Genomic DNA, 19903 nt, shown 5'->3' on the forward strand with positions numbered 1-19903 from the left:
TGAATGGGATTCTATTTCTGTTTCAGTTCACCTGCCGCTCTGTCCAAGGCTTGTTTAGGCGTTTTTTGCTGAGATTTAAGTGCGTCGAACAACACGCTTCTGTTGACAAGGTCTGAAGCCTTGGCAAAATCCTCATGTAAATAAATCGGATTGATTTCATCCTTGATATCGAGCAGCACAGAAAAAATGCCTGTTCCGTTTTGGAAGTAATCCGTGTATTTGTTTTTCTCTTTCAATTCCTTGGAGCTCCAAACATCCCAGCGAAGCGGGTCAAAGCCGAGTACGCTCCAGAGTTTTTTATTTCCTTCTTCAGAGCCCTTCGCAAAGGCCAAAAACTCTTTTGCTAACTCAACATGCTTGGATTGCTTCGGTACAACAGTTGCCGTACCGCCCAAACCTGCCGAGCGGTCGCCCCCCTCTTTCCATGCCGGGAGCGGTCTGATGGCAATCTTCCCTTTCAGATCAGGCATATAATCGATAAATCTTCCCATATACCAAATCGGCATGAGGACTGAAGCAGCTCCTCCTTGGTTCATAAAGCCGTAGTATTCTTCACTGTGATGCCCGCCGCCCGGCGCAGGAATCATCGTTTTATCATTGATCATGTCTTTTAAATATTGAAGTGTTTTTACGTTGGTGTCATTATTGAGGATCAGCTTGCCGTTTTTATCATAATAGCCTGAGTTTTGCTGTGAAATCATAGATAAGAACGTTGCGGAATCATTTGTTTCCACCGTTCCCATCGGCTTCCCGGTCACTTTGCGCACTTTCTGTCCGGCTTTATGGTAATCATCCCATGTTTTAATATCGTCAGGATTGACGCCGGCTTTTTTCATCACATCCATGTTATAAAACATGACCGTTGTCCCTACATGTGTATCGAGTCCGTAAAGCTTTCCGTTTTTGCTGTACAATGTCAGCCGCGCCTCAACGAATTTATCGCGATCCTTTTCAATCAGCGGAGTCAAGTCGGCAAGCGGTATGTCAGAGCCCTTCAAAAAGTTTGAAAAACGGGCCAATTCGACATCTGCAATATCAGGAACGCCTTCTCCCGCTATTAGGGAGATAGATAAGTTATCGTGCATTTGTCCATATGGATAAACGACCGTATTCAGCTTAATTTTGCGGTCAGGATATTTTTTGTTCCATTCCTTCACCATTTCCACATAGAACTGCTCATGAAGCCCGTTAAATGTCCAAAAGGTCAGCTCGGTTTCACCCGACTTCCCGGATGATCTTTCTACTGAACACCCAGCAATGACTAATGTCAGCAGCATCATGAGCACAAGAAAACAGACAGTCATTTTTTTCATCTGCGTTACCCCTTCCATTCGAGGTGCGGGCTATTCATATAGACCATGGTTGATCAGCGTTTTGTTTTCATTAATGATTCTTAATCCGGTGCAGCGGTCTCTTAAGGTGTGCGCATGTCTGAAGGCATTCTTGACGGAATCCTGCCCGACACCGATTTCGTCAAAATTCGCAGGGCCTCCGGCTGATCTCAGCCAATCAGCCAGCACTTCTCCTTCCGGGAGAGTTTGATAAGCCGATTGGATGGCTTGCCGCCGGCTCGGTGAAAATTCGTTCAGCCCGTCATCCTGAGCGAGCTTTCTGTATGTGTCAGTTAATAAAACAGCTGCACAGCCCACCTTTGCCCCATGAAGAATCTGTGGCCGTTTTTTCTCCATTAATTCCATCTCAATCCAATGTGAAATATGATGCTCTCCGCCTGATGCCGGGCGGGAATGATCTAATGCCAGCATGACAAGCCCCGATACAAGTAAAGACTCCATCAAAACCCGTATGCCTGTTTCCGTTTTCATCGCAATGTCTTCTGTGTGTTCAATGCAGGCAGCAAGCGCCTCCTGAACGATCTTAGCTCCTGCAGGCGAATAAGGCTCACCGGCAAGATGCCGGGATATTTCCCAATCTGCTAAAGACGTGATTTTACCGAGCATGTCACCAAAGCCAGCCGCCACCATTGACTGCGGTGCCGCTTTTAATAGATCCAGATCAGCGAACAGCGCAGATGGGGCCTTCGTTTGAATGGTTGTTTTCGTGCCGTATAAAATAATCGGCGCCCCTGCTGATGTAAAACCGTCTACAGATGGAGCAGTCGGATAAGAAATAAACGGCAAATCTCTTTGAAACGCCGCAAAGCGGACGATATCATGAATCGTGCCCGAACCGACTGCGATCATGACATCCGTTGGTTGTTTCGTATGGATCAGCACATGAATGAGCGATCGTTCATCAGCTGTCACATCTCCGGCTTCATTTTCTGGAATGATCAGGCACTCGGCCTGAAATCCTGCTTGATTCAGTCGGTTTTCTAAATCAATTCCTGCAATGCAGTGTGTATTCGCGTCGCAGACAAGGACAATATGTTGATTGTTTTTTCGTTTTACATAATCCAAAAGCGAATCAGCTGCTTGCTTACCGAGAACAATTTCTTCAACTTTTATAGGTAACGTCTTTTCTCCGGCGTGTTCAAAAGCACGCTGAACGTCAGCTGCGATACGATTCATATCAGAATCCCCTCCTCAGCCAATTTGGTTACATCTTTAATAGAATCCAGCACATAATCCGGCGTGTACAAACGCTGTTCACCCTGTTTCGCAGAACCAGTTAGCACTAAGGCGCTTTTCATGCCATAAAGCTTCCCCATCGCAATGTCAGATTCAATGCTGTCTCCTATAATCATGCATTCATGTGCGGACAGCCCCATTGCTGTACAGGCAGCCTCCACCATCAGCCATGACGGTTTTCCGACAACAAGTTCAGTCTTCGCTTGTGCGGAAGCCTCTATCGCCCCAATCATTCCAGCCACATCAATGGCATTTCCGTCTTCGTTCGGAAAAGAGCGGTCTTTGTTTGTAGCGATAATACGAGCGCCGCCGGCAGCCGCTTGAAAGGCTTGATTTAAATCTTCGTACGTGAGCGTTTCATGAAGGGAGATCACGAGCCAATCCGCTTCCTTCGGTTCGTTCGCGTTCTGCACACCGGCCAGCCTCAGCTCGTCAACCAAGCCTTGCTCCCCAAGCACCCATACCTTTGAAAAACGATAATGTTTTTTCAGAAAAGCCGCTGTCACGCTTGATGACAGAACAATGTCGTTTACGTCCGTTTCAATCCCCGCGCCAAGAAGTTTTTTTCTGCACATGGCACGGGAGATATTCCCCCGGTTGCTTAAAAAGACGATTTTCTTTCCCATTCTCCTAAGCGTTTTGATCGCTTCTCTTGCTCCTTCGATCAACTCATTTCCTCTGAATACAGTACCGTCCAAGTCAATTAGAATGCCAGCCGGTGACACAGGCGTATCATGACTGGCCATAATACGCATTTGCTCCGTGTTTTCGATAAAAATGCTTTTCATGCAGGACTGTATTGATTGGGGTTACATCCTTGTTCAGCATAATGGAGTGATAGGCCATTTCGGCAACCGTTTCTAATACAACTGCGTTATGAATGGCATTTAAGGCGTCAGTGCCCCAGCAGAACGGTCCGTGATTATTCACGAGCACACCCGGCACCTGTTCGTAGTTATGATGCTGAAAGGTTTCCGCTATGACTTTTCCTGTATTCAGTTCGTAGTCATGAATGATTTCTTCATCGTACATTTCTCGAGTACATGGAATCGCACTGTCAAAATAATCAGCATGGGTCGTGCCTAACGGAGGGATGTCTCTACCCGATTGCGCCCAGCTTGTCGCCCATTGAGAATGGGTATGGACAATTCCCCCGATATTCGGAAAGGCTTTATATAAATAAACATGGGTAGGTGTATCTGAAGAAGGCTTAAGCGAGCCTTCGACGACCTCTCCATCAAGGTTCAAAACAACCAAGTCATCGGCTGTCAGGTCGCTGTATTCGACTCCGCTAGGTTTGATGACAATTCTTTCTTTTTCACGGTCAATGCCGCTGACATTTCCCCACGTAAAGGTTACCAGCTGATGCTCTTGAAGCTTCAGGTTGGCAGCCAGCACTTCTTTTTTTAATGTTTCAAGCATGCTCCATCACCCTTTTTCAATTCTTTTTGGCGGCAGATGAAAATTGAAGATTTTTGATCGTTTTCAGACGTTTCATGACATGGTTTTCTTTTCCGAAATAATGAACCAGCTCTTTATATTCAGCGTACAATTTTTCATAAATCGCGGCGTTTTCGGCATTTGGCGTATAAGTTATATCTTTCAGTTTTCCCATGTTCGCCGCTGCCTCTTTGATGTCATCGTAGCCGCCTTTTTCTTTGCCTGCTGCAAGCGCGCCGAAAATGGCAGATCCTAAGGCTGGTGCTTGCGGTGAACCAGAGATTTTAATGTCCATGTTTGTCACATCCGCATAAATCTGCATGACAAACGGGTTTTTCTCAGCTATTCCGCCGGCTGCGTATAGTTCCTCAATCGGAACACCGCTTTCTTTGAATGTTTCGATAATCATCCGGGTTCCGTAAGCTGTCGCTTCAACTAACGCTCTATAAATCTCTTCAGGCTTCGTCAGCAGGGTCATGCCAAGCAGCATCCCTGTTAAATCCGCATCGACAAGAGTTGAACGGTTTCCATTCCACCAATCTAAAGCAAGCAGGCCGCTTTCACCTGGTGCTTGATGGTTTGCTTTCTCACTCAGCAGCTCATGAACGCCAATGTTTTTTTCCTTTGCTTCCTCTTGATAAGCTGGCGGGACACATGTTTTCACAAACCAGTCAAAATGATCGCCGACACAGGACTGCCCGGCTTCATATCCCGCATAGCCCGGGAGAATTCCATTGTCCACAACGCCGCACATACCTGGAACGATATGCACCTCTTCACCAAGAAGAACATGGCACGTTGAGGTTCCCATAATCATCAGCATTTTCCCTGGCTCTGTAATGCCGACCGCCGGTACGGAAACATGAGCGTCCACATTGGCAACCGCAACAGCCGTTCCCGGGAGAAGCCCTGTCAGTTTTGCCATTTTTTCAGTCAGACTGCCGGCTTTTTCTCCTACCGAATGAATAGAACCTGCCAATTTGTCCTTTGTAATCGTTTTCATTGAAGGGTTTAATTTCTCAAAGAAATCATCTGACGGATACCCCGCTTTTTCACTCCACATCGCTTTATACCCTGCGGTACAATTGCTTCGCTTGAGCGAGCCGCACAGCTGGTACACGATCCAGTCCGCAGCCTCGATGATCCGGTCAGCCGCTTCATAAATGTGAGGCGCTTCCTCGGCAATTTGCATGACCTTTGGAATCATCCATTCTGATGAAATTTTTCCTCCGTACCGCTGTAAAAAAGCCTCTCCTTCTTCTTCCGCGATTTGATTGAGCCGATCAGCATGTTTTTGGGCCGCATGATGCTTCCAGAGCTTCACATAGCTGTGCGGCTCCTCTTCATATTCAGGCAGCATGCATAACGGCTGCCCGCTGCTGTCAATAGGAAGGATCGTACATGCCGTGAAATCAATTCCAATCCCGATAATGTCTTTCGGTTCAACGCCCGTCTGTTCGAGTAAAGACGGAATGGTTGTTTCCAAGACTTCGAGGTAATCAGCAGGGTGCTGCAGCGCCCAGTCGCGCGGCAGCTTTTGACCGGTTTTTGGAAGGACGGTATCAATGACAGCATGCCTGTATTCTTTTACAGCAGCCGCAAGTTCCTCCCCTGTTTGGACATGAACGAGCACTGCTCTTCCTGATAAAGTTCCAAAATCAACCCCTATTGTGTAAGCCATGTGACATCCCCCTCTACTTTTGAAGCCGGTAAAGCGCCTCGTTCCATTTTAACTCGTGTTTCAGTTTATGAATTGTCGTATCACGGGAAATGAGAACACTTTCGATCCCCGCCATTTCCGCCCAATCAAGCATTTGCTCCGCTGTCAGTTCATAAGACAGGCAGGTATGATGTGCACCGCCGGCTAAAATCCATGCCTCCGCTGCTGTTTTCAATGACGGCTCCGGCTTCCAGAGAACACGGGCAACCGGTAAATTCGGCATGTCTTTTTCAATTTCCTGGCCGTTGACTTCATTCAGCACAAGGCGGAAACGCCCGCCAATATCAACAATGCTAGCTTGAATGGCAGAACCGCTGATGCCGTTAAATACAAAACGCGCAGGGTCCTCTTTGCCGCCAATCGAAAGCGGATGAACCTCGATTTTCGGCTGATCCAAAGCGACAGTCGGACACACTTCAAGCATGTGAGAGCCCAGAATCATTTCATTTCCCGGTTCAAAATGGTACGTGTAATCTTCCATGAAGGAAGTTCTTTTTCCTTTAGCCATGATTTTCATCATCCGTACAAGGGCCGCTGTCTTCCAATCTCCTTCACCGGCAAACCCGTAGCCTTTCTCCATCAGGCGCTGAACGGCAAGTCCCGGCAGCTGTTTCATTCCGTGCAGCACTTCAAACGATGTCGTAAACGCTGTGTATCCGCCTTGCTCAAGAAAAGCGGTTAAGCCAAGTTCAATTTTCGCCTGTTCTTTAATGGACGCTACCTTTGCTTCGTCACGTTTTGTTTCCTCACTGATCACATATAGTCTGTCATACTCGGCATAAAGCGTGTCAACCTCGTCGTCCGTAATGCGATCCATCACTTCAACGAGATCCCCGATGCCATATCCGTCAACCTGCCAGCCAAATTGAATATGCGCTCCCACCTTGTCTCCGTCCGTTACCGCGACATGACGCATGTTGTCTCCAAATCTGGCAACCTTAATATGTCTGCTTTCATTTAATGCAGCCGCCGTATCCATCCACTGGGACATTTCTTTTTTCACTTCTTCATCATCCCAATAGCCGGCAATGACTTTTCGGCTAAGCCCCATTCTCGAGTTGATGTAACCGTACTCACGATCGCCATGCGCGGATTGGTTGCTGTTCATAAAATCCATGTCAATCGTACCCCACGGGATATCGCGATTATATTGGGTATGCAAATGCATAAGCGGTTTTTGATAAGAGGAAAGGCCTTCTATCCACATTTTTGCAGGGGAAAATGTGTGCATCCATGTAATAATGCCAGCACATGTCTCACTGTACTCCGCTTCTCTTAACAGCTCTCTAATGGTTTCCGGTGAAGTGACGACGGGCTTATGAGTGATTTTATATCTGGAAGAAATCCCGCTGAGCCCCTCACAAATGCTTTTAGCATGCTGATCTACGAGTTCCAGCGTCTCTTCCCCGTATAGGTGCTGGCTTCCTGTCACAAACCAGAATTCATAATCCTTTGTCTGAAGCATGTAAACTGCCCCTTTCTCATAAAATAAAACGCTTTCAAATACAAAAGATACGTACTAATAATAGAAAATAAACCTATAAATAAATATTTGTACGAACAATTTAATTATAGTAATTGACTATTATACTGTCAATCTTTTCTTTTAAAAAAAGCCGGGGGCAGAGCCCGGCTTTTTGATTCAATAGGACGGCCAGCCCGAACTCCAATTCAAATCATTGATAAGAAGCTTTGGAATGCCGTTGTCATTGGCATCATAGGCATGGCGAACAAGAATGTTTCCGTTCACAATATCCTGGCCTCCAGGTCCTTTCCATTGGTCATTGCCCGAATCCAAAATGGTGCCTCCGCCTTCAAGCATGCTTTTTCCGCTTTTATCAAGATAAGGGCCTGTAATGTTTTTGGACCTTCCGTAAGCAATTTTGTACGTACTGTTTACCCCGTCACAGCATTTATCAAATGAAACCATTAAATAGTAATACCCATTTTGATACGTAAGAGTAGGAGCTTCTAAGGCACCTCCATTATTCGGTCTAGCTGCAATCGAATAGAGCGAGCCTGTAGGCTTCATCGTACTCTTATCGAGCTTAGTCAGCTTAATGCCGCTCCAAAACGAGCCGAATGCAAGCCACGGGTTGCCATCCTTGTCGAATGTCAGCTCCGGATCAATGGCGTTATAATTATTTGAGCTTGTCGAACGAATCACCAAGCCCTCGTCCTTCCAGCTCCCCGAACTGATGCTTGTTGAAGATGCCAGGCCAATGGCAGATGTATTGCTTCCAAAAGAAGAAACGGAATAATACAGCCAGTACTTGCCGTTATAGTATTGGATGTCCGGCGCCCACTGGTTTTGGCCATAATTCGGCACATAATTGGACCACCACGATAGCGGTGTAGTGAAAATGGATTTTTGTACGGTCCAATTTTTAGCGTCTGAAGACTTCAAAACCCGCAGTCCCCGTTCTTCAGTAAGCCCTGTTCCGAGCGCATACCATGAGCTCCCCTCTTTAATCATAGTCGGGTCATGAAGCAGTTCATTGGATGCACCCCAAAACGCTGCCTCTGCGGGAGCAGCAGAAGTGAATATCAAACCTGCAGCCAGAGCTGCACTCGAAAAATGTAAGAAGCGTTTCCATGTTTTTTTCTTTTTCAATTTTGTTTAACCTCCTTTATATTAGAAAGCGCTTACAAATTAGATTGTTTATCCTCCCTTCCTATCAAATCGAGCTGCGTATCGTATATCGTCATGTTCAGGAAATTTTCGGTATCCCCTTTATTGTAGTCACTATGCTGTAATTTGTACAGACAAAAAAATAGAATCCGCCTCAATAGGCGGATTCTTCCGTATCTTTTATTGGTACGTAATTTCGTCAACCGTTTTTCGGTCTAACTTCTTAATGACTTCTGTAATTAACTTTACCGCGTTTTCATAATCATCACGATGCAGCATGGCCGCGTGCGTATGAATGTAGCGGGTTGCAATGGTAATGGACAGCGCAGGAACGCCATTTGCCGTCAAATGGATGGCACCCGAATCAGTTCCGCCGCCGGCAATGGCATCAAATTGGTACGGAATGCCGGCTTCCTCTGCAGTTGCCACAACTGCATCGCGCAAACCTTTGTGAGAGACCATAGATGCATCATAAACGATAATCTGCGGGCCTTTGCCCATTTTGCTCTGCGCTTCCTTCTCGGAAATGCCAGGCGTGTCTCCTGCTATCCCTACATCAACACCAAACGCAATATCAGGCTGAATGGTGTGTGCAGCCGTTTTCGCTCCTCTCAGCCCGACTTCCTCCTGCACGGTTCCGACGCCATACACTATATTTGGATGGTCTGTGTTTTGTAAGTTTCTTAACACATCAATTGCAATCGCACAGCCGATGCGGTTGTCCCAGGCCTTTGCGAGTAGGAATTTTTCATTGTTCATGACCGTAAACTCAAAATGCGGAACGACCATATCTCCCGGGAGTACACCCCACTCCAAGGCTTCTTCCCGGCTTGAAGCTCCAATATCAATAAACATGTCTTTTATTTCCACTGATTTTTTTCTTGCTTCAGGAGACAAAATATGAGGCGGCTTAGATCCGATAACCCCTGTGATTTCTCCTTTTTTTGTGACAATGGTGACGCGCTGGGCAAGCATAACCTGAGCCCACCAGCCGCCAACGGTTTGAAAACGGATAAAGCCTTTATCGGTGATTTGTGTCACCATAAAGCCGACTTCATCCAAATGTCCGGCGATCATAATTTTCGGGCCGTTTTCTGCACCAGTTTTTTTGGCAATTAAACTGCCCAGGCGATCTGTTGTCACCTCATCAGCAAATGGTTCTATGTATGATTTCATCACTTGCCTTACTTCTCTTTCATTGCCCGGTATGCCTTTTGCATCTGTTAAATCTTTCAGCATGGTCAATGTTTCATCTAATTTTGCCATGTTCCAAACCCTCCTTCATCAGTCCTGCATTCTTATTATACAAAACATAGCGCTAACCATACGACTATTTCACTTGAAAATCGGGTATATGTTTTTACAGCTTTCTTTTAGAAAAAGTGAAACCTTTTTCTATGCTTTTCGTATTACATCAGATCATCACCATAAGGGAGGTGCCTTCACACAATGTTTGTCATGGTTCTAAGGATTATTTTGCTTGCACTTTTTGCTTATTGTATTTATGCCGTGGTCAAATATGTCGCGAATCCTAAGAGAAGGCTTAAGCTGGCCCAATCAAAAGAACATTTTTATATTATTGATGAACAAAACAATACCCGGAAGAATTTTCAGCTGACGTATAAAGGCGTGCTTTTTGAGGGAGAAAAGCATATTCCTTCCAAGGATCATCCGCTGTTTATTCACACGATCTTTGTCTGGACAGAATCTCCTGAGAAGCTGAAGCATTTCTCTGCAAAAGATTTTGAGAGCATTGAAGAAAAAGTGCTGGAACGATATCCAAATTGTAAGATTGACTGGGACCAGCCCATTAAACTCGCAAAAAAAGCAGAAGAGCGTTAAACGCTTTTCTGCTTTTTATAAATCAAACGGGCTGTAGTAAATAGCGATGAGAATCGCTTCAATTACCAGAAGAAGCGGTACTCCGTACTTAAAAGAAGCGTGTTTCGTTTTATGTCTGAAGGTTTGCATGCCAAGCCAGACACCGAGCGCTCCAAACACGATGGCTATCAGCCACAGCCGGTCTTCAGAAATTCTCCACTTGTGCTGCTGCGCTTTGCGTTTGTCAATGCCCATCACCCAAAAACCGCACAGATTAATCAACACCAAATAAGCAGCAATAATCATGTTGCCTCATCCTTTATATAGAAAAAGCCGCTCTGCTGGAGAGCGGCTCTATATGATTACTTGTTTAATTGAGCTTTAGCAGCATCAGCAAGCTGATTGAATGCAGTAAGATCGTTTACAGCAAGATCAGCAAGCATTTTACGGTTTACTTCGATACCAGAAAGCTTAAGACCGTGCATTAAACGGCTGTAAGAAAGGCCGTTCATGCGAGCAGCTGCGTTGATACGAGTGATCCAAAGTTTACGGAAATCACGTTTTTTCTGACGACGGTCACGGAAAGCATAGTTTCCAGATTTCATGACCTGCTGGTTAGCTACTTTGTATAATGTATGTTTTGAACCGAAATAACCTTTTGCTAATTTAAGAACCTTTTTACGACGCTTACGTGTAACAGTTCCGCCTTTTACTCTTGGCATTGAATTTCCCTCCTAATTGTTCCTTATCCGATTACTTGATGTTAGCAAGCATTTGTTTGATACGTTTGAAGTCTCCTGCGCTTACAACAGCACTCTTGCGAAGCTTACGCTTTTGCTTTTGAGATTTGTTGGCGAATAAGTGACTTGTGTACGCGTGAGAACGTTTTAACTTCCCAGAACCTGTCTTTTTAAAACGTTTAGCAGATCCGCGGTGAGTTTTCATTTTTGGCATGGGATTTCCTCCTTATTGCTTTTCGTTTTTCGGTGCGAGCATTAAGAACATGCTGCGGCCGTCCATTTTTGGTTTTGTTTCGACTGTCGCAACCTCAGCACATGCTTCGGAGAAACGGTCTAATACACGCTGACCGATTTCTTTATGAGTGATTGCGCGTCCTTTAAAGCGGATAGAAGCTTTCACTTTATCGCCTTTTTCAAGGAATTTAATCGCATTGCGCAATTTCGTGTTAAAGTCATGCTCATCGATTGTCGGACTTAACCGAACTTCTTTTAAGTTAATGATTTTTTGATTCTTGCGTGCTTCTTTTTCCTTTTTCTGCTGCTCAAATCGGAACTTACCGTAGTCCATGATTCGGCAGACAGGCGGTTTTGCATTCGCTGCAACTAACACAAGGTCAAGATTTGCGCGGCCGGCGATTTCAAGTGCTTCCTGACGGGACTTGATTCCAAGCTGGTCGCCATTTTGTCCGATTAAACGGACCTCACGTGCACGGATACCCTCATTAACCAATTGATCTTTGCTAATAATGAGCCACCTCCATAGTTTCTTCGAATTGATTCACAACTCATTTTGAATGCATTTTGCAGGCAAACAAAAAGTGTGGGCATTATAAAACACCCACACTACGAACATCTGTATCAATAAAAATGTACGGTCAACCTGCCAACTACATGCATGTGTCAATCAGGTGAGAAGCGGGTGCTTCTGCTTGTGATTTATATTCAATTCAATAACTATTCTACACAATACCGGATCTTTAGTCAAGGACGACTTATCCGGAACAACTTTTACATTGTAACATGGGTTTTCTATGAGCGCAAGAGAGAAAAAGAAAATCTTTCATCCCCACCCAGAATGCAAAGAACCAACAATTCCCCCCTTATTTCGCAATTTACAACAAAACCACCGACAGGAAGAAATGTAAAACAAAGTTAATCTCTGACCGATATAAGAAGCAGAAAGGAGCCTGACACATGAACAAACTGATACAGCTTGCTTTATTTTTCACATTGATATTAACCGGTTGCTCGAATAGCAGCACATCTTCCGAATCAAAAGTCGAAACTGTTAAGACAACTGCAGCATTTCCTCAAAAGGGGCTGGAGAAAGAGCTAAAAAAACTAAAACCCGTTTCATTGGACATGAAGTTCGAGAGTCCACTTGCTACTGAGTTAGGAAAGCGGAAGGCAAAAGAAGAAGCTGAAAAGCAAAGACAAATCGCCGCAGAGAAAAAGCTTGAAAAAGAGCGGGAGGCGAAACGAAAGAAACAGCAGGAGGAAAAAGCAGAGAGACAGCGATTAGCAGAGCAGCAGGCGGCAGAGAATCAGCGATTAGCGGAAGCAAAAAGACAAGCTGAACTTGAAAGACAGCGGCAGGCAGCAATCCAAAAAGAGCAGAAAGCGAACGCTGAGAAAAAGCGGCAATCACAGACACAACGGCAGCAGACCGAGGCACCCTCATCTAATAGTAAAAATCCACCATCTTCCTCGAGTCAGACAGATAAAACCATTCAACAGCCAGCTTCAGAGCTTCCTGATGACGATGGTTATGGTTATGAAGAACGAAAAAAGTGGCATGACGATCAAGTAGAATGGGGCATTAAACAAGGGTATATCGATCCCGAAGACGCACCATAAAATAAAAAAAGCCAAGGCATTCAGCCTTGGCTTATCCTCCGATCAGCTGCACGAACACAGGGATGACCAGAACCGTTACCACTCCTACTACGACAACAGCAATACTTGCCATCGCAGCTTCAACTTCTCCCATCTCAATCCCGACCGCTACACCAAGTGCATGTCCGGATGTTCCAAGAGCCAATCCTTTAGAAATCGGATTTTTCACTTTAAACACCTTCAAGAACAATGCTCCGAGCGCATATACGATGACAGCGTTAAAGATGACCGCAAAGGCTGTGATGTCGCTGATGCCCCCGATGCCTTTTGATAAAGGAAGCGCAATTGCCGTTGTAGCCGCCTGCGGAAGCATGCTTTTCATTACGGCCGAATCGAGATGAATGCCTTTAGCGAGCAGATAAACAATCGTGACAGAGCAGATAGAGCCGGCAATAATGGAGGCCATGATTTGCCACCAGTATTTTTTAAGCTTATCTCTTTGTTTGTACAAAGGAATTGCAAATGCGATCGTTGCCGGTTCAAGGAAAAACTTAATGATCTCTCCCCCGTTATTATAATCCGCGTAGGAAAAACCGCCGATTTTTAAAAATGCGATCCCCAGCACCATGGCAACAAACAAAGGAGTGAAAAGGAAGAAGCCTTTTGTTTTCTTAAATAAAAAGGTGCCGATGCCGAATGCAGCAAGTGATACGACAATCCCAAAATAAGGACTCATTGTGCTTTCCATTTGAAGAACCTCCTGTTTCCCTTAATGGTGAACGAGTTCGTTATTGTTCTGCGGGCTTTGTACTGTTTTTGTTTTCATGTCCGCTGCGGTCTTGTGTTTTCCGCTCAGCGAAAGAATCAGCTGAGAAAACAATCCCGTAGCCCCCAGCAAAATAATCGTTGCGAGCAGAATGACAAGAACAATTTGCAGGCCGTATTGCTGCATCACACCAAGCGAATTCATAACAGATATACCTGACGGAACAAATAAAAATCCGATCAGAGAGGTTAAAGACGTTCCGAGCGTTTCCACTTGTTCCAGTTTAATGACTTTCAAACATAATAGGAGAAATAATAAGACCAACCCTACAACCGATGCCGGGATAGGTATTGGGACAATAGCGGCAATCATATTTGAAACCAGCATAATGACGGCAAAAATAAATGCTTGTGTTAAAAACCCGTACACTTTTTTAGCACTCATTTTCTTCACCTCTTTCTCTTTGGTACCCTCATTATAAATAAGAATCCCCTGTTATAAAGCGCTTACAAGATAACATGCCGAATAGCGGGGCTGAGTTGCAGAATCAAATGGCTGAAATGCAAAAAGCCGCCCATCAAATATGGAGCAGCTTTTTCAATTCCTTCGCATATGTCCGGCTGACCGGTATTTTCGATCCGTCTTTCATGATCAGATTATACGTTGAATTAAACCATGGCTGAATTTCTTTAATATATTCGGTATTCACGACAAAGCTCCGATGGACGCGGATAAAATCAGAATCCGGCAGCTTTTTCTCAATCACAACGAGTGTATCGCTGACCGTATAAGAATGATCGAAGGTTTTTACATTGACATGACCATCTTCTGTTCCGGCATAGATAATGTCCTTCGTATCCACAATCACAATCGATTCCCCCACAGATAGCGCGAGCTTGTGCTGGCCCGCATGGCTGTTTTGCTCTATTTCTACAATATCCCGATTGACTTTTTTATATTTTTTCAGCGTTTGCTGAATTCTTTCTTCATCGAAAGGCTTGGTTAAATAATCAAGAGCGTCCACCTCAAACGCTTTGAGCGCATACTGGTCATACGCTGTCGCAAACACAACAGCAGGAGGATGCTTCATTTTCTTCAATCGCTTTGCGATATCAAAACCGTTTTCTCCGGATAAATCAACGTCTAGAAACAGCAAATCAGGTTTTTGATCCATCATTTGGTCAAAAGCGGATTCGATATTTTCCGCTTCATTGATTTCCATTTCCTCATTGGTCCGCTTAAGCAAGTAAGCCAGTTCATCTCTTGCCAGCATCTCATCATCAACTATTAACACCCTGAGCATGTTCTTCTCCCTCTTTCATCTGTTGCATTGGCACTTGAAAGGAAACCTCTGTCCCTTTATGAACCTCACTGCTGATATGCAGTGCAGCCTGCTGTCCGAATAAACCGATCAGCCGCTGATTTAGGTTATAAAGCGCTGTACCGGTTCCCTCCTTAGACGGAAACGGTTTCTTTCCCAGTTCCGGCAAGACGTCCGGCGGAATTCCGCGTCCGTTATCCGCCACCTTCATATAGACGGATGCATCATCAGATAAGACACAGACTGTAACCTTGCATATGTCTTGTTTTTTCGGAAACGCGTGCCGAAGCGCGTTCTCGACAAGCACCTGCAAAACAAACGGAGGGATTTCAATCTGCTCCAGTCTTGTGTCGATCTTAAGCTCAATTTTATATTTCCCGGGAAAACGCGCCTGTTCTAATGACAAATAGGCGTTAAGATGGTTCAGCTCCTTTGAGAGCGGAATCAGCAGCTGTCTCGCTCCTTGAAGGTTTGAACGAAAATAAACACTGAGCTGCAATAGGAGCTTACGGGTTTTTTCAACATCTGTACGGCATAGCGCAGAAATCGTGTTGATCGCATTAAATAAAAAATGCGGATTCACCTGTGCTTGAAGCGCTTTAATTTCAGCATCCTTGAGAAGTTTGCTTTGCAGCTCTGCTTCCCCAAGCTCAAGCTGTGTCGAAAACAGCATGGCCAGCCCCTCGGCAAGTTCCTCCTCTACCTGACTCAGGCCTGCCGGGCTTTTAAAGTACATTTTCAAGGTGCCGATTGTATTGCCGTTCGATGTCAGCGGCAGAACAATTGCAGCGTGCAAAGGGCATTCAGCATGCGTGCATTCAATCTCTTCCTGCGAAATCGCCTTCATAATATGCCCTGTTTTAATCACCTTTTTGGACAGGCCGGTGATCAAACTTTTCGATGGGATGTGGTGATCCATTCCCGCACCGACATGCGCAAGGATCTTTTCTTTATCAGTGAGAGACACCGCATCTGTTCCTGTCAGCTTATGGATAATAGCCGCTACACTTTTACAGGAGTTTTCATTTAATCCTTGGCGAAAAAATGGAAGTGTCTGATCAGCAATCGTCAGCACTCGATGCGTTTCGAGAGCTCTTGCCTGTTCTTCCTTGCGAATGATCGCTTGAATAATAGACAGAAAAATAAAACTGCCTGTTCCATTGATGAGTATCATCGGAATTCCGATCATGCTGACAAGCTCCCAAGCGTCACTGAACGGCTTTGCCATCAGCAAAATAATGATCATTTGCAGTGACTCCATGCCGATTCCCACAAGAGCGGCGATACGCGGTGTCGGCATTCGATATCGCTTCGTAAAATACCGGCCGATCAAGCCTGCAAGAACACCCGCTAAAATAGATGATACGGCACAGCTTAAAGCCGTGCTGCCACCGAGTGAAAAACGATGCAGGCCCGACAGTATGCCGATCCCAGCCCCTACAAACGGACCTCCGAGAAGGCCCCCGATTTCCACGCCCAAAATACGGGTATTCGCGATAGAGCCCGATGGATCTATCGTAAACACCCAGTCATTGTTTACAATCATATTTCTTTGAATTTCGATGCCTGTATAATTGCTGATGATGCTGAAAAGAGAAAAAATTGAAATTAAAATCGCTTTTCCTTTATAGCCGTCCTGATTCTGAAGAGCTTGTCTGAAAAGTTTCGTATGGGCGAGAATAAACCCTAATATAACAATAATCCCCACTCTCTCCAGCATCATAATCATTAAATGAATCATTCATGTCACCTGTTCTTTCCGTTTTCATTCTAGCATGTTTTCGTTTTACGGCTGACTGTTTTTTTAAAATCGTCTGAAAACATATTTCACAAGGCTTTTATCTATTGTAAAATAAAACATGAGCCTTTTGGCAGAAAGATTTGAATCTGAAGCAGAGGAGAAGATCATGAAAGCCGTATTTTTTGATTTAGATGATACACTACTTTGGGACGAAAAAAGCGTCAGAACAACATTTGCAGAAACTTGCTTACAGGCGGAGAAAAAATATGGCCTTGACCCTGAGGAATTCGAAGCAGCTGTTCGCGAAGCGGCGAGAGAATTGTACATGTCATATGAGACGTATCCATATACAGTGATGATCGGCATTAACCCGTTTGAAGGACTGTGGTCCAATTTCTCAGAGCCAATCAGTGAAGGCTTTCAAAAGCTGAACAAGATTGTGCCGGAGTACAGAAGAAATGCATGGACAAACGGACTGAAAGCGCTTGGGATCGATGATCCTGCATATGGCGAATACTTGGGAGAGTTTTTTGCGGCAGAGCGCAGAAAACGCCCGTTTGTATATGATGAAACTTTTGCTGTACTCGATCAATTAAAAGGCAAGTATGAATTATTGCTTTTGACAAATGGCGATCCGAGTCTGCAAAAGGAGAAGCTTGCCGGCGTACCTGAGCTCGCTCCTTACTTCAATGAAATCGTCATCTCGGGCGCATTCGGCAAGGGCAAGCCGGATGTTTCAATTTTTGAACACTGCCTTAAGCTGATGAATATTGAAAAAGACGATGCCATCATGGTCGGCGATAATTTGAATACTGATATTTTAGGCGCTTCAAGAGCCGGAATCAAAACCGTTTGGATCAACCGGACTGATAAGAAAAACGAAACTGACGTAACGCCTGATTACATCATCAGCAGCCTTCATGATTTGTTTCCTATATTAGAGAAATAAAAAAGCATGATCTCTTCAAACGAGATCATGCTTTTTATTTTATTTTTTCGCTTCAGCTACTGCCTTTTTCACAAACTCATCAAGTGAAATGGTTTCAGAGTTCTGTTCTCCGTATTTACGCACGTTTACCGCTCCGTTTTCTGCTTCTTGGTCACCGACCACCAGCATGTACGGGATTTTTTGCATTTGCGCTTCACGGATTTTGTAGCCGATTTTTTCATCGCGGCTGTCGACTTCAACACGCAGGCCTTCACGTTGCAGGCGTTCCTGCACTTTTTTCGCGTAGTCTAAATGCACAGCCGGAGAAACCGGGATGACTTGGAACTGAACCGGTGCAAGCCATGTCGGCAGCGCGCCTTTGTGTTCTTCGATTAAGAAGGCAACAAAGCGTTCCATTGTTGAAACGACACCTCTGTGAATGACAACCGGACGGTGCTGCTTGCCGTCCTCACCGATGTATGTCAGGTCGAAACGTTCCGGCAATAAGAAATCAAGCTGAACCGTAGACAGTGTTTCTTCTTTTCCAATCGCAGTTTTCACCTGAACATCAAGTTTAGGGCCGTAGAATGCCGCTTCACCTTCTGCTTCGTAATAGTCGTGGCCGATTTCGTCCATTGCCTCTTTCAGCATGGATTGCGCTTTGTTCCACATTTCATCGTCATCAAAATATTTCTCTGTATCTTCCGGATCGCGGTAAGACAGACGGAATGTGTAATCACTTAAACCGAAGTCTTCATAAACATCCTGAATTAAACGGACTGTACGGATAAACTCATCCTTAATTTGATCCGGGCGCACAAAGATGTGTGCATCATTTAACGTCATTCCGCGTACCCGTTGAAGCCCTGACAGCGCACCTGACATTTCATAGCGGTGCATCGTTCCAAGCTCTGCAATACGAATCGGAAGCTCGCGGTAACTGTGAATGTCTTGTTTGTAAATCATCATATGGTGCGGACAGTTCATCGGACGCAATACAAGTGTTTCATTGTCCATTTCCATCGGAGGGAACATGCCTTCCTGATAATGATCCCAGTGTCCTGATGTTTCATACAGCTCTTTGCTGCCTAGCACAGGTGTGTATACGTGCTCATAGCCGAGGCTGATTTCTTTATCAACAATGTAGCGCTCGATGACGCGGCGGATTGTCGCGCCTTTTGGCAGCCAAAGCGGCAGGCCTTGTCCGACTTTTTGAGAGTTCGCAAACAGCTTTAATTCTTTGCCGAGCTTTCTGTGGTCGCGTTCTTTCGCTTCTTCTAGCATACGAAGATGCTCTTCAAGATCAGCTTTTTTGAAGAAAGCTGTGCCATATACGCGCTGAAGCATTTGGTTTTTGCTGTCACCGCGCCAGTATGCGCCTGCAAGGCTTAACAGCTTAAATTCTTTGATTTTTCCGGTTGAAGGAACGTGGACGCCGCGGCACAGGTCAAAGAATTCGCCTTGCTCATAGATCGAAACGGTTTCTCCTTCAGGAATCGCATCCAATAGTTCAAGCTTCAGGTCGTCGCCGATTTCCGCAAAACGGGCTTTCGCTTCTTCACGGCTGACTTCTTTTCGAACGATCGGAAGGTTCGCATTAACGATTTTTTTCATTTCTTTCTCGATTTTCGGCAGATCCTCCGGTGTAATCGCTTCGTCCATTTCTACATCGTAGTAAAACCCGTTTTCGATAACCGGACCGACGCCGAATTTAACATCCTTGTAGATGCGTTTAATCGCTTGAGCCAGCAAGTGAGCCGTACTGTGGCGCATAATTTGAAGACCTTCTTCTGAGCCTTCTGTAATGATTTCCACTGTACCGTCTTCATTGATCGGCGTTCTCAAATCGATTTCTTTTCCGTTCAGTTTTCCGGCTAATGATTTTTTCTTTAATCCCGGACTGATGGATGCCGCGATATCTTCTGTTGTTGTTCCTTTCGCAAACTCCTTGACTGCTCCATCAGGAAATGTGATTTTTACCATATCTGACATCTTTGTCACTCCTTTTTTTGCATATAAAAACCCCGCCCCCTATGAAAGGGACGAGGTTGAATAAACGGAATCGTGGTTCCACCCTTTTTTCCGCAAAGCCAATACGGCACCTGCGGCTCTAAGCTCTGTAACGGGAGTTCCCGTCAGCCATTACTGTTCCTTTTCAAGAGGTTCACAGCTGAAGTTCAAAGGCGGTAAAGCGAATGGTCCTTAGCTGGGAAGCTTGCAGCCAGGGCTTCCCTCTCTTTGAGCCGGTATCATTCCTTCGTGTCCTTATCAATACGTGTGTCTTTCTTAATCTCCTATGTATTATAAATTGTTCAATCCAAAAAATCAACACGATCGCGTTTCCTTTTTTTTAAACCGACAGCCTTATAT

20 protein-coding genes and 1 other annotated feature are annotated in these 19903 nt (G+C 45.1%); of the genes, 3 read left to right on the forward strand and 17 right to left on the reverse strand.

Annotation, left to right across the window (positions count from 1 at the left end; all coding sequences use genetic code 11):
- Positions 1-11 precede the first annotated feature (11 nt).
- The 8 genes from QF06_RS12580 to QF06_RS12615 all read right to left on the reverse strand — a co-directional run bounded on the left by QF06_RS12580 (position 12) and on the right by QF06_RS12615 (position 9646).
- Positions 12-1313: an arabinooligosaccharides ABC transporter substrate-binding protein AraN gene (locus QF06_RS12580; RefSeq protein ID WP_041851076.1), complete on the reverse strand. Its 1302-nt coding sequence runs from the start codon at positions 1311-1313 to the stop codon at positions 12-14.
- 30 nt (positions 1314-1343) lie between these two features.
- Positions 1344-2528, reverse strand: a complete 1185-nt coding sequence (gene egsA, locus QF06_RS12585) for a sn-glycerol-1-phosphate dehydrogenase (RefSeq protein ID WP_041851077.1) — start codon at positions 2526-2528, stop codon at positions 1344-1346.
- Positions 2525-3343: a sugar-phosphatase AraL gene (gene araL, locus QF06_RS12590; RefSeq protein WP_077671574.1), complete on the reverse strand. Its 819-nt coding sequence runs from the start codon at positions 3341-3343 to the stop codon at positions 2525-2527. The genes egsA and araL overlap by 4 nt, the downstream gene beginning before the upstream one ends.
- Positions 3321-4010, reverse strand: coding sequence for an L-ribulose-5-phosphate 4-epimerase (araD, locus tag QF06_RS12595; RefSeq protein ID WP_003229501.1), 690 nt, complete (start codon positions 4008-4010; stop codon positions 3321-3323). Before araD ends, araL begins: the two co-directional genes overlap by 23 nt.
- Before the next feature lie 16 nt (positions 4011-4026).
- A complete protein-coding gene (gene araB / locus QF06_RS12600; protein WP_043940174.1) occupies positions 4027-5709 on the reverse strand; it encodes a ribulokinase in 1683 nt (560 codons plus the stop codon).
- Between the two features lie 13 nt (positions 5710-5722).
- Positions 5723-7213, reverse strand: coding sequence for an L-arabinose isomerase (gene araA, locus QF06_RS12605; RefSeq protein ID WP_041851079.1), 1491 nt, complete (start codon positions 7211-7213; stop codon positions 5723-5725).
- Between the two features lie 177 nt (positions 7214-7390).
- Positions 7391-8362, reverse strand: a complete 972-nt coding sequence (gene abnA / locus QF06_RS12610; RefSeq protein ID WP_015251497.1) for an arabinan endo-1,5-alpha-L-arabinosidase AbnA — start codon at positions 8360-8362, stop codon at positions 7391-7393.
- Positions 8363-8560: 198 nt separating this feature from the next.
- Positions 8561-9646, reverse strand: coding sequence for a M42 family metallopeptidase (locus tag QF06_RS12615; protein WP_024573509.1), 1086 nt, complete (start codon positions 9644-9646; stop codon positions 8561-8563).
- A 183-nt stretch (positions 9647-9829) separates the two neighbouring features.
- Here QF06_RS12615 and ysdB point away from each other — a divergent pair, with 183 nt between their 5' ends.
- Positions 9830-10222 (forward strand): sigma W pathway protein YsdB, encoded by a 393-nt coding sequence (gene ysdB / locus QF06_RS12620; RefSeq protein ID WP_029318219.1) that lies wholly within the window; start codon positions 9830-9832, stop codon positions 10220-10222.
- Between the two features lie 15 nt (positions 10223-10237).
- Here the strand turns inward: ysdB and QF06_RS12625 are convergent, their stop codons facing one another.
- From QF06_RS12625 to infC, 4 genes are read right to left on the reverse strand one after another with little or no spacing between them, the layout of a single operon-like run.
- Positions 10238-10507, reverse strand: a complete 270-nt coding sequence (locus QF06_RS12625) for a DUF1294 domain-containing protein (protein ID WP_003229490.1) — start codon at positions 10505-10507, stop codon at positions 10238-10240.
- Between the two features lie 56 nt (positions 10508-10563).
- Complete coding sequence (gene rplT / locus QF06_RS12630) at positions 10564-10923, reverse strand: 50S ribosomal protein L20 (protein ID WP_003222420.1); 360 nt, start codon at positions 10921-10923, stop codon at positions 10564-10566.
- A gap of 31 nt (positions 10924-10954) precedes the next feature.
- Entirely contained in the window at positions 10955-11155 is a 201-nt protein-coding gene (gene rpmI, locus QF06_RS12635; protein ID WP_003222418.1) for a 50S ribosomal protein L35, read from the reverse strand.
- Between the two features lie 12 nt (positions 11156-11167).
- Entirely contained in the window at positions 11168-11689 is a 522-nt protein-coding gene (gene infC, locus QF06_RS12640) for a translation initiation factor IF-3 (protein WP_010886591.1), read from the reverse strand.
- A gap of 58 nt (positions 11690-11747) precedes the next feature.
- Positions 11748-11878 (reverse strand) — a sequence feature (ribosomal protein L20 leader region).
- Between the two features lie 257 nt (positions 11879-12135).
- Between infC and QF06_RS12645 the strand changes: the two genes are divergently transcribed.
- Positions 12136-12798, forward strand: coding sequence for a hypothetical protein (locus QF06_RS12645; protein WP_043940175.1), 663 nt, complete (start codon positions 12136-12138; stop codon positions 12796-12798).
- A gap of 31 nt (positions 12799-12829) precedes the next feature.
- Here QF06_RS12645 and lrgB read toward each other — a convergent pair whose 3' ends face one another.
- From lrgB to lytS, 4 genes are all read right to left on the reverse strand, one after another.
- Positions 12830-13525 (reverse strand): antiholin-like protein LrgB, encoded by a 696-nt coding sequence (gene lrgB, locus QF06_RS12650; protein WP_003229482.1) that lies wholly within the window; start codon positions 13523-13525, stop codon positions 12830-12832.
- Between the two features lie 21 nt (positions 13526-13546).
- Positions 13547-13987, reverse strand: a complete 441-nt coding sequence (gene lrgA, locus QF06_RS12655; RefSeq protein WP_041851082.1) for an antiholin-like murein hydrolase modulator LrgA — start codon at positions 13985-13987, stop codon at positions 13547-13549.
- A gap of 133 nt (positions 13988-14120) precedes the next feature.
- Positions 14121-14846, reverse strand: a complete 726-nt coding sequence (gene lytT, locus QF06_RS12660; protein ID WP_019712907.1) for a two-component system response regulator LytT — start codon at positions 14844-14846, stop codon at positions 14121-14123.
- Positions 14824-16605 carry a two-component system sensor histidine kinase LytS gene (gene lytS / locus QF06_RS12665; RefSeq protein ID WP_041851083.1) on the reverse strand — a complete coding sequence of 594 codons (1782 nt, stop codon included), beginning with the start codon at positions 16603-16605 and terminating at the stop codon, positions 14824-14826. The genes lytT and lytS overlap by 23 nt, the downstream gene beginning before the upstream one ends.
- Before the next feature lie 166 nt (positions 16606-16771).
- On the opposite strand from lytS, the gene QF06_RS12670 reads away from it, so the two are divergent.
- Positions 16772-17554 carry an HAD family hydrolase gene (locus tag QF06_RS12670; protein WP_032726370.1) on the forward strand — a complete coding sequence of 261 codons (783 nt, stop codon included), beginning with the start codon at positions 16772-16774 and terminating at the stop codon, positions 17552-17554.
- A 39-nt stretch (positions 17555-17593) separates the two neighbouring features.
- Here the strand turns inward: QF06_RS12670 and thrS are convergent, their stop codons facing one another.
- Positions 17594-19525 (reverse strand): threonine--tRNA ligase, encoded by a 1932-nt coding sequence (gene thrS / locus QF06_RS12675; protein ID WP_014480529.1) that lies wholly within the window; start codon positions 19523-19525, stop codon positions 17594-17596.
- Between the last annotated feature and the right edge of the window lie 378 nt (positions 19526-19903).

The organism is Bacillus sp. YP1 (assembly GCF_000877815.1).
Classification (GTDB): Bacteria; Bacillota; Bacilli; order Bacillales; family Bacillaceae; genus Bacillus; species Bacillus subtilis.